The 12,977-nt window shown below is 68.1% G+C and carries 12 protein-coding genes; 3 read left to right on the forward strand and 9 right to left on the reverse strand.

The features are described 5' to 3' along the window. The first annotated feature begins 210 nt into the window (after positions 1 to 210). Positions 211 to 1,452: an NAD(P)/FAD-dependent oxidoreductase gene (locus tag CFB40_RS28795; protein ID WP_089433100.1), complete on the forward strand. Its 1,242-nt coding sequence runs from the start codon at positions 211 to 213 to the stop codon at positions 1,450 to 1,452. A gap of 30 nt (positions 1,453 to 1,482) precedes the next feature. Here the strand turns inward: CFB40_RS28795 and CFB40_RS28800 are convergent, their stop codons facing one another. From CFB40_RS28800 to CFB40_RS28840, 9 genes are all read right to left on the reverse strand, one after another. Further along, on the reverse strand, positions 1,483 to 2,250 hold the full coding sequence (locus CFB40_RS28800; RefSeq protein WP_089433101.1) for a FadR/GntR family transcriptional regulator: 768 nt from the start codon (positions 2,248 to 2,250) through the stop codon (positions 1,483 to 1,485). A gap of 188 nt (positions 2,251 to 2,438) precedes the next feature. Beyond that, entirely contained in the window at positions 2,439 to 3,311 is an 873-nt protein-coding gene (locus tag CFB40_RS28805) for an amidohydrolase family protein (protein ID WP_089433344.1), read from the reverse strand. Positions 3,312 to 3,371: 60 nt separating this feature from the next. Next, complete coding sequence (locus tag CFB40_RS28810; protein ID WP_089426875.1) at positions 3,372 to 4,313, reverse strand: ABC transporter substrate-binding protein; 942 nt, start codon at positions 4,311 to 4,313, stop codon at positions 3,372 to 3,374. Positions 4,314 to 4,410: 97 nt separating this feature from the next. Further along, positions 4,411 to 5,448: an ABC transporter permease gene (locus CFB40_RS28815; protein WP_089426874.1), complete on the reverse strand. Its 1,038-nt coding sequence runs from the start codon at positions 5,446 to 5,448 to the stop codon at positions 4,411 to 4,413. Positions 5,449 to 5,474: 26 nt separating this feature from the next. Continuing rightward, positions 5,475 to 7,013 (reverse strand): sugar ABC transporter ATP-binding protein, encoded by a 1,539-nt coding sequence (locus tag CFB40_RS28820; RefSeq protein ID WP_089433102.1) that lies wholly within the window; start codon positions 7,011 to 7,013, stop codon positions 5,475 to 5,477. 12 nt (positions 7,014 to 7,025) lie between these two features. Further along, complete coding sequence (locus CFB40_RS28825) at positions 7,026 to 7,802, reverse strand: SDR family oxidoreductase (protein ID WP_089433103.1); 777 nt, start codon at positions 7,800 to 7,802, stop codon at positions 7,026 to 7,028. A gap of 43 nt (positions 7,803 to 7,845) precedes the next feature. Next, entirely contained in the window at positions 7,846 to 9,123 is a 1,278-nt protein-coding gene (locus tag CFB40_RS28830; RefSeq protein ID WP_089426871.1) for an L-fuconate dehydratase, read from the reverse strand. A 23-nt stretch (positions 9,124 to 9,146) separates the two neighbouring features. Next, positions 9,147 to 9,989 (reverse strand): ureidoglycolate lyase, encoded by an 843-nt coding sequence (locus CFB40_RS28835; protein WP_089426870.1) that lies wholly within the window; start codon positions 9,987 to 9,989, stop codon positions 9,147 to 9,149. 69 nt (positions 9,990 to 10,058) lie between these two features. Further along, positions 10,059 to 10,823, reverse strand: coding sequence for an SDR family oxidoreductase (locus CFB40_RS28840; RefSeq protein WP_089433104.1), 765 nt, complete (start codon positions 10,821 to 10,823; stop codon positions 10,059 to 10,061). A gap of 662 nt (positions 10,824 to 11,485) precedes the next feature. Between CFB40_RS28840 and CFB40_RS28845 the strand changes: the two genes are divergently transcribed. Beyond that, complete coding sequence (locus CFB40_RS28845) at positions 11,486 to 11,776, forward strand: DUF3331 domain-containing protein (protein WP_069252332.1); 291 nt, start codon at positions 11,486 to 11,488, stop codon at positions 11,774 to 11,776. 167 nt (positions 11,777 to 11,943) lie between these two features. Beyond that, positions 11,944 to 12,930 (forward strand): oxidoreductase, encoded by a 987-nt coding sequence (locus tag CFB40_RS28850; RefSeq protein ID WP_089429043.1) that lies wholly within the window; start codon positions 11,944 to 11,946, stop codon positions 12,928 to 12,930. Positions 12,931 to 12,977 lie beyond the last annotated feature (47 nt).

Raw genomic sequence — 12,977 nt, forward strand, 5'->3', positions numbered from 1 at the left:
GACGCATTTCCGGACGAAACGCCAACGGATTGTCGCCGGCGAGCGAACGTGTCGCTTCGTGGCATGACGCGCATGAAACCCGATGCGCGCCCAACCGTCGGGCATCGCGCGACGCACCCGTGCGCTCCGGAGGTATCCTCGGGTTCTGAACGGACCATGCATCTTCACGCAAGCGGTCCATCCGCTAACCCTACTCTGTCACCGTCATTCATGGATTTCGACGTCATCGTTCTCGGCGCAGGCATCGTCGGCGTCTCCGCGGCACTCCACCTGCAGGATCGCGGGCGCAAGGTCGCCCTCGTCGATCGCGGCGCGCCCGGCGAAGGCACGAGCTTCGGCAACGCGGGGCTGATCGAGCGCTCGTCGGTCGAACCGTATCCGTTCCCGCGCAGCCCGTTCACGCTGATGCGCTATGCGCTGAACCGCTCGACCGATCTCTACTGGCACAGCGCGTCGCTGCCCGCATTCGCGCCGTGGCTCGCGCGATTCTGGTGGGAATCGGCGCCGCTGCGTCACGCGGCGGCGTCGCGCGACATGCTGCCGCTGATCGAGCGCTGCATCGTCGAGCACGACGCGCTGATCGCGCGGGCCGGCGCCGGCGAGCTTATCCGCGCGAACGGCTGGCTGGAAGCGTTCCGCACGCCGGCCGCATTCGAACGCGGCGTGGCCGAAGCCGGGCTCACCGCGCGCCGCCACGGGCTCGGCATCACGCCGCTCGATGCGGCCGCGCTGAGCGCGCACGAACCGAGCCTCGCGCCCGGCTTCTGCGGCGCGCTGCACTGGCTCGATCCGAAAAGCGTCGTCGACCCGTCCGCGCTCGTCAAAGCGTACGCGCAACTCTTCGTGCAGGGCGGCGGCACGCTGCTGACGGGCGACGCGGCGAGCCTCGACGCGCTGTCGCCGGGCTGGCAGGTCAGGACGCAGGACGGCCTGGCGGCCGCGCCGGCCGTGGTCGTCGCGCTCGGCCCGTGGTCCGACACGGTGTTCGGCAAGTTCGGCTACACGATCCCGCTGCGCGAGAAGCGCGGCTATCACATGCACTACGCGCCGTCCGCGCGCGGCGTGCCGTCGGCGCCGATCGTCGATCGCGAATACGGTTACGTGATCGCCCCGATGAAGCGCGGGCTGCGGCTGACGACCGGCGTCGAGATCGCGCGGCGCGGCGTGCCGCCCACCGGCGTGCAGCTCGAACGCGCGGAACGCGTCGCGCGGCCCGTGTTCGGTTTCGGCGAGCGGCTCGACCCGCAACCCTGGCTCGGCTTCCGGCCGTGCACGCCCGACATGCGCCCGGTGATCGGCCCCGCGCCCGCGCATCGCGGGCTGTGGTTCGCGTTCGGGCACAACCATCACGGGCTGACGCTCGGCCCCGTCACCGGCCGCCTGCTGGCCGAGATGATGACGGGCGAAGCGCCGTTCACCGATCCGGCGCCGTATCGCGCGGATCGCTTCTGAACGGGCAACCGGTCACGCTTCGACGCGCGCTCAATCGAGCGCGCGGCCGAAGATGCGGATCACTTCGTCGAGATGCTCGGCCATCGCGCGGCGCGCGGCGTCCGGGTCGCGTGCGCGGATCGCATCGAGGATCGCGCGGTGTTCGAGTTCCGACCGGTGCGGCATGTCGTTCGGCATGTACAGCGACTGCAGCCGCTGGAACATCAGGTCGTACTTGTGCGCGAGCAGCTGCTTGATCATCAGCGCATACGCGGCGTTGTCGCTCGCCTCCGCGATGCGGATATGAAACAGCCGGTCGCCCGGATGCGTAAGCGAGCCACTGAGGTTGTCTGCCTGGTTGCGCAGGAACGCCTCGTGGATCCCTTCGATCTGCTCGTCCGAGCCGTGCTTCGCGGCCAGCGACGCCGCTTCCGGCTCGATCAGCCGGCGCGCCTGCAGCAACGCGAACGGCGGGATTTCGGTATCGAGGTCGAGTGCGATGCCGAGTTCGGGATCGATCTCGACGATCGTGAACGGCGCGGCCTTCTCCGCAGCGACAGGCGCGGGCTCGGGCGCGGCGGCCGCTTCGGGATGGCGCACCTTCACGCCGTCGCCGACGCGCACGCTCACGAGTCCGCTCACTTCGAGCGCGATCAGCGCCTCGCGCACCGAGGTGCGCGACACGCCGAACTGTTCGGCCAGTTCGCGCTCGGGCGGCAGGTAGCTGCCCGGCGGAAAATCGCCGGACTCGATCATCGCACTGAGCTTGTCGGCGATCTGCTGGTAGAGGCGGCGGTTCTGAATCGGCTGGATGGACATACGTCGGGACTGGTGATCGGTTTCGTTCCGGACGGCCGCGCGCATCGCACGCAACCGTTTGCGCCTATTCTAAAGGTTCGGCCCCGGGCATCGGGCGCAGCATCGATGCGGCCGCAACCATCGACACACCGTGGCGCCCGTCGTCATTCGTCCGACGAAGCCACGCCCCAACGCACACGACCGCGCGCTCACGTCGGCACCGCGTAGCAACGCGCGGCGGTGCCGCCCCACAGCGCGGTGCGCTCGGCCGCCGACAATCGCGATTCGGCCCAGCGCTCGATGATCGACGCCACTTCGTCATACGACGCGGCCAGCAGGCACACGGGCCAGTCCGACCCGAACATCAGCCGCTGCGGGCCGAACGCGTCGAGCGCCGCGTCGAGACACTGCTCGATGCGCCGGACGTCCTTCCCGCGCAGCCCGCGCTTCCAGTCGGCCTCGGTCACGAGCCCCGACAGCTTGCACACGACATGCGGCAGCGCGCCCAGCTCGCGCAACGCGGCGCGCCAGCGCGCGAGCGCCGTGTGGTCGCGCTCGAAGTCGGCGAGTGCGGGCTTGCCGACGTGATCGAGCACGAGCCAGTGCGTGTCGTGCCGCGCACAAAACGCCCACACCTCGCGCAACTGGCGCTCGAACACGAGCACGTCGTACACGTAGCCGTTCGCCTGCAGCCACGCGATGCCGCGATTGAAGCCCGGCTCCGCGACGAACGCGCCGGCATCGGCTTCGTCCTGCACCTGGTGACGAAACCCGCGCAGCTTCGGGCTGCGCCATTGGGCAATGCGATCCGCGAGCTGCGGCGCGGCGAGATCCTCCCAGCCGACCACCGCCGCGATGCGCGCATCGTCGCGCGCGAGATCGAGCAGGAACGCCGTCTCGTCGCGCCCGGCGCGCGCCTGCACCGCGATCGACGCGCCGATCGCCTGCGCATGCATCAGCGGCCACAGCGCATCGGGCAGGTAGTCGCGCGCGAGCACGCCCATGCCGGGGCCGATCCACGGGTAATCGGCGGCGCGATAGCGCCAGAAGTGCTGATGCGAATCGATACGCACTGCGCCCATGATGCCCTCGTGTCCGGTCGCCGCGGCGGCGGCGCGCGCCACCGCCGCGCGACGCAACGTTCAGTCGTACAACACCGCCGTGATCTTCGGATCGTCGATATTGGTCTTGTCGTACCAATAGAAACCGGTATCGATGACCTTCGGCAGCTTCTCGCCCTTGATCGCCTTCACGGCCGCCTCGACCGTCTTGTAGCCGATCCCGACCGGGTTCTGCGTGATCGCGCCGGCCATCAGCCCGCTGCGGATCGCGTCCTTCTGCTGCTTGCCGGAATCGTACCCGACGATCACGACCTTGCGCTTCATCTCGCGCACGCCGTTGACCACGCCGATCGCCGAGCCTTCGTTGGTGCCGAACAGCCCCTTGAGCTTCGGATACGCCTGCAGGATCGACTTCGTCACCTCGGTCGACTTCAGCTGATCGCCTTCGCCGTACTGCACGGTGACGACCTGCACCTTCGGATGCGCCGACTTCATCCGTTCGAGGAAGCCGTCGCGGCGGTCGATGCCGGTGCGGCTCGTCTGGTCGTGCGCGACCACGGCCACCTCGCCCTCGTCGCCGATCAGCGCGGCGAGCTTGTCGGCGGCGAGCGCCGCGGCGGCCTTGTTGTTGGTCGCGGCCGTCGTCACCGGGATGTCGCTGTCCACGCCCGAGTCGAACGCGATCACCGGGATCTTCTCGGCCTGCGCCTTCTTCAAGAGCGGCAGCGCGGCCTTGCTGTCGAGCGCCGCGAAGCCGAGCGCGGCCGGCTTCTTCGCGATCGCGGCCGACAGCATGTCGATCTGCTTGTCGACCATCGCCTCGGTCTCCGGCCCGTCGAACGTCACCCTCACCTTGTAGTCCTTCGCGGCCTGCATCGCGCCCGCTTTCACGGCCTGCCAGAACTGATGCTGGAAGCCCTTCGAGATCAGCGGGATGTAGGTTTCCTGCGCCTGCGCGCCGGCCGTGACGCCGACGGCAAACGTCAGCCCGACGATCGCGTTCAACACCTTGCTCCTGATCACTTCGCGTCTCCTTTTTTCGTATCGACTCAACCGACTGGAACGACTGGGACGCCGGCCGGAACCGGCGATGAAGCACCTGCCTGCGTGAATGCGACCGTCAGCGGCGCCGCCGGCGCAGGATGTCGACGTAGACGGCGAGGATGATGATCACGCCCGTCACGACCGTCTGCCATTCCTGTGCGACCGACATGATGCGCAGGCCGTTCGTCAGCACGCTCATAATGAACGCGCCGATGATGGTGCCGACGATGCTGCCCGCGCCGCCCGACAGCGACGTGCCGCCGATCACGACGGCCGCGATCGCATCGAGCTCGTAGCCCTGCCCGAGCGCGGGCTGCGCGGAATTCAGCCGCGACGCGATCAGCAGCCCGGCGATCCCGCACACCGCGCCGCTGAACGTGTAGACCGCGATCTTCCACGCATCGACGTTCACGCCCGACAGCCGCAGCGCTTCCTCGTTGCTGCCGAGCGCGAACGTGTAGCGGCCGAAGATCGTGCGGTTCAGCACGATCGACGCGCCGATCGCGACGAGGAACAGGATCAGCACCGCGTTCGGAATCGGCAGCGCGGGAATCAGGTCGCCGATCAGCGAATCCTGCGCAATCGACGTGAAGCCCGGCGTGTCGTTGAAATAGATCGGCCGCGTGCCCGAGATCACGAGCGACAGCCCCTTGAGCAGCATCATCATGCCGAGCGTCGCGATGAACGGCGGCACCTTCATCTTCGCGATCACGAAGCCCGATACGCTGCCCGACAGCGCACCGAAACACAGCGCGGCGAGGATCCCGAGCGGCAGCGGCAGGCCCCACTTCGTCAGCACGACGCCGGCCATCACCGCGCAGAACGTCATCAGCGTGCCGACCGACAGGTCGATGCCCGACGTGATGATCACGTAGGTGCAGGCGACGGCCAGCACGCCGTTCACCGCGGTGGCCTGCAGGATCGCGACGAGGTTGTCGACCTCGAGGAAGTTCGGCGACGCGACGCTGAAGAACACGATCAGCAGCACGAGGCTCGCGAACGCGAGCAGCTTCTGCCGCGCGGCCGGGTTGAAGAAGCGCGACTTCAGGCTCGATGCGCCGGCCGGCGTGTCGCCGGACGCGAGGGGCGGAACGGGATGCGTATCGTTGGACATGTCGGGTAAGCGTCTCGGCGTCTGATTCAGGACAATACGGTCGACTCGCGCTGCGTCGCGAGCTGCATGATCTTTTCCTGCGTGGCGTCGGCCGCGCGCAATTCGCCGGTCACGCGCCCTTCGCACATCACGAGAATCCGGTGGCTCATGCGCAGCACTTCCGGCAACTCCGACGAAATCATCACGATCGCCTTGCCGTCGGCGGCGAGCGCGTCGAGCAGCTTGTAGATCTCGCTTTTCGCGCCGACGTCGATGCCGCGCGTCGGTTCGTCGAAGAACAGGATGTCGCAGTCGCGCAGCAGCCACTTCGCGATCACGATCTTCTGCTGGTTGCCGCCGGACAGCAGCCGCGCCGGCTGCGCGACCGACGGCGTACGGATCGCGAGCTGCCGCACGTACGACTGCGCGGTGTCGCGCAACGCACGCGCATCGAGGAACACGCCGCGGCGCACGAAGCGGCGCATGCTCGACAGCGCGATGTTGTTCTGCACGTCCATCCCGACCGCGAGCCCGAAGTGCTTGCGATCCTCGGACAGGTAGCCGATCCCGTGCTTCACCGCATCGGCCGGCGTGCGGATCGTCACGGTCTTGCCGTGCACGCGGATCTCGCCCGCATCGACCGGGTCCGCGCCGAACACCGCGCGCGCGACCTCGGTGCGCCCGGCGCCCATCAACCCGGCGAAGCCGAGGATCTCGCCGCGCCGCAGCGTGAAGCCGACATCGCGGATCGCGCGGCCGCGCGACAGTCCGCGCACTTCGAGCGCGACGTCGTTCGCGGACGTATCGGGCGGCGTGCGGAATTCGGTCGCGAGCTGGCGGCCGACCATCATCGCGATGATCGTGTCCATCGACGTGTCCGCCATCGGCACGGTCGCCACGGTCTTGCCGTCGCGCATCACGGTCACGCGATCGGCGATCTGGCGCAGCTCGTCCATCTTGTGCGAGATGTAGACGATGCCGACACCATGCGCGCGCAGGTCGCCGATGATGCGGAACAGCTCGGCGATCTCCGCGTTGTTGAGCGCGGCGGTCGGCTCGTCCATGATCAGCACGCGCGAGTCGAACGACAGCGCCTTCGCGATCTCGACCATCTGCTGCTTGGCCACCGTGAGCCGGCCGACCGGCGTACGCGGGTCGAGATCGAGCCGCATCCGCGCGAAGATCGCGGCCGCGTCGCGATTCAGCTTGTCTTCGTCGACGAACACGCCGAAGCGGCCGCGCGGCTCGCGGCCGATGAAGATGTTCTGCGCGACGCTCAGGTGGTTCATCAGGTTCAGTTCCTGATGGATGATGCCGATCCCGAGCGCCTGCGCGGCGCGCGGATCGGCGATCTCCACCGCGCGGCCGTCCATCCGGATCTCGCCGTCGTCGCGCGGGTAGACGCCCGCCAGGATCTTCATCAGCGTCGACTTGCCGGCGCCGTTCTCGCCCATCAACGCATGCACTTCGCCGGCACGCAGGTCGAAGCGGCAGTCGTCGAGCGCCTGCACGCCCGGGAAGCGCTTGCCGATGCCGGTCAATGCGATCAACGGTGGCGCGGCGTTCGGAGTCAGGTCGGGTTGCATGGATCGCCGCCCTCAGCTGATCGCACGGTCGAGATGCGTATAGCCGCCGTCGACGAACAGCCACTGGCCCGTCGTGTGCGAGGCACGTTCCGACAGCAGGAACACGGCCGTATCGGCGATTTCGTCGGCCGTCGTGAAGCGTTGGCCGAGCGGCACCTTGCCCGCGATGCCGGCCAGCTTCGCGTCGGGGTCGTCGAAACTGTCGAGCCATCGCCGGTACAGCGGCGTCATCACCTCGGCCGGAATCACCGCGTTCACGCGCACGCCGTCGTCGCGCAACGCGACGGCCCATTCGCGCGTCAACGCGAGCTGCGCGCCCTTCGACGCGCAATAACCGCTCGTGTTGCCCTGCCCGGTGACGGCCGTCTTCGACGAAACATTGACGATCGCGCCGCGCGTCGCCTTCAGGTGCGGCACGCTGTAGTGCGCCATCACGTAGTAGTGGATCAGGTTGCGTTCGAGCGACGCGACGAATGCGTCGCGCCCGGCATCGAGCCCGATGCTGTCGTTGACGCCCGCGTTGTTGACCAGGCCGTCGAGCCGGCCGAAGCGCGTGACCGTTTCCGCAACGGCATCGCGGCACTGCGCATCGTCCTGCAATTCGACCGAGAGGCATGCGGCCTGCGGCTGCTTCTGCACGAGGGCGCGCCAGAACGCATCGTCGGGCGCGTGGCGCGCGAACACCACCGGAATCGCACCTTCTTCGGCCAGCCGCATCGAGATCGCGGCGCCGATGCCCGACGCGCCGCCGGTCACGATCACGACCTTGTGTCGCAGATTCAAATCCACTTCGCGTCTCCGTCGTTCATGTTGTCGGCACGCTCGACGCGTGTCAGCCGCGGAACCGGTACTGCTCCAGCGATTCGGGCTTCATCTCGATCGAGAAACCGGGCGCCGTCGGCGGCATGTAGGCCGCGCCGCGCACGACGCACGGTTCGACGAAATGCTCGTGCAGGTGATCGACGTACTCCGTCACGCGCCCTTCCTTCGTGCCGGCGATGCAGATGTAATCGATCATCGACAGATGCTGCACGTACTCGCACAACCCGACGCCGCCTGCATGCGGACACACGGGCAGCCCGTACTTCGCGGCCATCAGCATCACCGCGAGAATCTCGTTCACGCCGCCGAGCCGGCACGCATCGATCTGCACGACGTCGATCGCGCCGCGCGCGATGAACTGCTTGAACAGCACGCGGTTCTGGCACATCTCGCCGGTCGCGACCTGCACGGGCGCGATCGCCTCGCGGATCTTGCGATGCCCCTCGACGTCGTCGGGGCTGGTCGGCTCCTCGATGAACCACGGCCGCGCGAACGCCAGCTCGCGCACCCAGTCGATCGCCTCGTCCACCTCCCACACCTGGTTCGCGTCGATCATCAGCTTGCGGTCCGGGCCGATCACCTCGCGCGCGATCGTCACGCGGCGAATGTCGTCCGCCAGGTTCGCGCCGACCTTCAGCTTCACGTACTCGAACCCGGCGTCGACGGCTTCGCGACACAGCCGCCGCAGCTTGTCGTCGCTGTAGCCGAGCCAGCCGGCCGACGTCGTGTAGCACGGGTAGCCGTCGCGCTCGAGCAGCGCGATCCGTTCGGCCTTGGCCGGCGCCTGCCGGCGCAGCAGGTCGAGCGCTTCGTCCGGCGTCAGGCAGTCGGTCAGGTAGCGGAAGTCGATCGCGCGCACCAGCTCCTCGGGGCTCATGTCGGCCACGAGCCGCCACAGCGGCTTGCGTTCGGCTTTCGCCCACAGATCCCACACCGCGTTGACGACCGCGCCCGTCGCCAGGTGGATCGCGCCCTTGTCGGGGCCGATCCAGCGCAACTGGCTGTCCGACGTGACGTGCCGCCAGAAGCGGCCCATGTCTTCGCGGATCCAGTCGAGATCGAGGCCGACGACGAGGTGACGCATCGCGTCGATCGCCGCGCAGCAGATTTCGTTGCCGCGCCCGATGGTGAACGTGAGCCCGTGACCTTCGAGCCCGTCATGGTCGGTTTCGAGCACGACGTAGGCCGCCGAATAATCGGGGTCCGGATTCATCGCGTCGGAGCCGTCGAGCTGGCGCGAGGTCGGGAAGCGCACGTCGAGGACGCGCATCGATCGAATGATAGGCATGACGAACCGTCCGTTAAAGGAAATCAGGCCTGCACGGTGCGCTGGCGTTGCTCGCCGAGCCCGTCGATGCCGAGCGTGATCACCTGTCCGGCGCGCAGATAGACGGGCGGCTTCTGCCCGAGGCCGACACCCGGCGGCGTGCCGGTCGAGATCACGTCGCCCGGCTGCAGGCTCATGAAGCGGCTCAGGTAGCTGATCAGGTGCGGCACGCGGAACACCATCGTCGCGGTCGTGCCGTTCTGGTAGCGATGGCCGTCGACGTCGAGCCACAACCGCAGCGCGTGCGGATCGGGCACTTCGTCGGCCGTCACGAGCCACGGGCCGAGCGGCCCGAACGTGTCGTTGCCCTTGCCCTTGTCCCACGTGCCGCCGCGTTCGAGCTGGAATTCGCGCTCCGACACGTCGTTCACGACGCAGTAGCCTGCGACGTGCGACAGCGCGTCGGCTTCCGCGATGTAGCGGCCGCCCTGGCCGATCACCACGCCGAGCTCGACTTCCCAGTCGGTTTTCTCCGAGCCGCGCGGAATCTCGACGTCGTCGTTCGGCCCCGAGATCGCGCTCGTCCACTTGCCGAACACGACCGGCTCCTTCGGTACGTCCATCCCCGATTCGGCCGCGTGGTCGGAATAGTTGAGCCCGATGCAGATGAACTTGCCGACGCGGCCGACGCACGCGCCGAGCCGCGGCGTGCCTTCGACCAGCGGCAGCGACGACGGCGGAATGTCGCGCAGCCGCGCGAGCGACGCCGGCGCCAGCACGTCGCCGGCGATGTCGTCGATCACGCCGGACAGGTCGCGGATATGGCCCTGCGCATCGAGCAGGCCCGGCTTTTCATGGTGTTTGTCGCCAAATCTCAGCAGTTTCATGTCGTGTTGAGCCGATACGGAAAGTGAATGGGAGGGCGCGGTTAGTTCGACACGGCCGGTTAGGCACGGTCAGTTCGACCAGCCGCCGTCGATCAGGTGGATCGCGCCGGTCGTGAACGACGCTTCGTCGGACGCGAGGTACAGCGCGAGCGCGGCCACTTCCTCCGCGCGGCCGATGCGTCCGATCGGCTGGCGCGCGACGAACGCCTGGCGCACCTCGTCGGTCGACACGTGGCGCGTGCGCGCCTGGTCCGCGATGCGTTGCTCCAGCGACGGCGATTCGATCGTGCCCGGGCAGATCGCGTTGCAGCGGATGCCCCGCTCGACGAAATCGGTGGCCACCGCCTTGGTCAGGCCGATCACGGCCGCCTTGGTCGTGCCGTAGACGAAGCGGTTGGGCACGCCCTTCACGCTCGACGCGGCCGACGCCATGTTGATGATCGACGCGCCGCCCGCTTCGAGCATCGCGGGCAGCAGCGCGCGGATCAGCCGGTACATCGACGTGACGTTCAGGTTCAGCGAGAACGCCCATGCTTCGTCGTCGCAGTCGAGGATCGAGCCGTGGTGAACGAAGCCCGCGCAGTTGAACAGCACGTCGAACGCGCGTTCGCTCGCGGCGAGCGCCGCGACGTCCTGCGCATCGGTCACGTCGAGCCGACGCGTGGCCAGCCGGCCGCCCGCGCGCTCGGCGTCGGCCTCGAGCCGCACGAGCGCGGCTTCGTTGATGTCGGTCGCCAGCACGTCGGCGCCCTCGCTCGCGAACCGCAGCGCGGTCGCGCGGCCGATGCCCTGCCCGGCCGCCGTCACCAGCGCGCGTTTGCCCTGCAATCTCATGAGCACCTCCCGAAGAAGCCGGCCATCCGTCGGCCGATTGGCACAAAGGACTAAAGGTCCAACCAATCTTAGGAAGTGATTCCGCGTTTGTCACGGAATCAGGATTCAGTATTTACCCGGGTGGGGAAATCGGCCTGTTGAGCAAGGATTCGACGTTCGATAGCGCCCGGGAGCCCCCCCAGGATTCGGACAAATCCAATACCGGCGGGCCTTCCAGTCGATTCTTTCGCACAAGCGGGGCACGACATCCCGCCAAACTGACGAAAAAGTCATGTTCACGTCAGGGTCTCAACGGGATGCGCGCGCCATCATGACGTACCGGACTGCGCATCCGGTCCATCGCCACCCCGCCCGCGTTCGATCCCTGCGGGCACCTCCGTCCCCCCGGCGATGGGCTCCGTGACTGGGCGAGCAGACACGGCGCGCAGGCCGATTTTCCGCCCCGGGCTTCGTGTCCGGGGCGTTTTTGTCTGTGGTTTCCAAGAAAATAAGCCTGGATTGTTTCTAAATCGGCAAAAGGTAATTTGAGCCAGACAGGATGTTTTTTCCGGTCACAGACGCTTACATTTAGCGCACCACTCATGGAAACCGCTACGGATTCGCCATCGGGTAGTGACATCCACTGCCATGACCGAACCGCACGAGCTTTAGGAAACGGCAAAATGAAGGCCTCCAAATCCCTGCCTGTGCTCGATCCCGCCGACGTCCACGTCGAAATCCTCGAACGTTCCGATACGCTGCTCGTCGTCCGCTGGGTCGAGCCCGGCCGCTGTCACTACGGTGAGCAGCGCTGGCGCCGCCGCTTCGCGCAACGCACCGGCACCTGCGCGCTGTCGCGCCAGGTGATCCACCGCGGCGACGAAGTCTTCCGCCCGGCCGAACGCCCGGCGCCCGCGAACGCGGCCGCGATGATCTCCGCCGCCGAAGTGCTCGCGCTGGCCGGCGGCAGGTAAATCCTGCCGGCCGCGCGTCACTGCACGCGGCGCCATCCGATGCGCCGGCCCTAGAAGCGCCGGTCTAATTCCCCCGCTTGTCTGCCACGCCCGCGCGCACTATCGTTACACCACTCAATGTAATGATTACGCGCCGCGGCCGCCCGGCCGCGCCGATGGAGGCAGACATGCATGCATGGAGCGCGCGCCACGTCCCGGCGCAAGGCGGCAAGGTCGCGGTCGTGACCGGCGCCAACAGCGGGCTCGGCTGGCAGCTGGCGGAAACGCTGGCCGCGAAAGGCGCGACGGTCGTGATGGGCTGCCGCGACGCGGCCCGCGCCGCGCAGGCGGCCGACGCGATCCGCCGGCTCCATCCCGATGCCCGCGTCGAAGTCGACGCGCTCGACCTCGCCGATCTCGCGTCGATCGCACGCTTCGCGGCCGATGTGGCCGAACGCCATGGGCGCGTCGATATCCTCTGCAACAACGCCGGCGTGATGTTCCTGCCGCTGCGCCATACGCACGACGGCTTCGAGATGCAGTTCGGCACCAACCACCTCGGCCATTTCGCGCTCACCGGCCATCTGCTGCCCGCGTTGCGCGCCGCGCGCCGCGCGCGGGTCGTGACGATGTCGAGCGGCTTGAACCGCGGCGGCCGGATCCGCGTCGACGACCTGCGTGCCGAACACCGCTACAACCGTTATCTCGCCTATTGCGACAGCAAGCTCGCGAATCTCGTGTTCGCGATCGAGCTGCAACGCCGTTTCGAGCGCGCGGCGTTCGCCGGGATCAGCGTGGCCGCGCACCCGGGCTACGCGGCGACCAACCTGCAGTTCGCGGGTCCGGCGATGGACAGTTCGCCCGCCCGTGCCGCACTGATGCGCGCCGCGAACCGTTATCTCGCGCAGCCGGCCGACCAGGGCGCGCTGCCCGCGATTCATGCGGCAACCTCGCCTGATCTCGCCGGCGGCGCGTACATCGGGCCGTCCGGCTGGTTCGAGTCGCGCGGGCTGCCGGCGCCCGCGAGCGTGCCCCGCGCGGCGCGCGACGTGGCCTCCGCGGCGCTGCTGTGGGAAGCCTCGGAAGCGGCGACGGGCGTGCGTTTCCTCAGTTCGGGCGCACCGGCCGGACGCGCGCCGGGCCGGTCGTTCGACACGGCGGCCGAGGTGCGCTGAACCGCGCTTCGCCGTCCGCAAGATTCGCGATACTTGTTGCACCGACC

The sequence above is a fragment of the Burkholderia sp. AU31652 genome, assembly GCF_002223155.1.
Classification (GTDB): domain Bacteria; phylum Pseudomonadota; class Gammaproteobacteria; order Burkholderiales; family Burkholderiaceae; genus Burkholderia.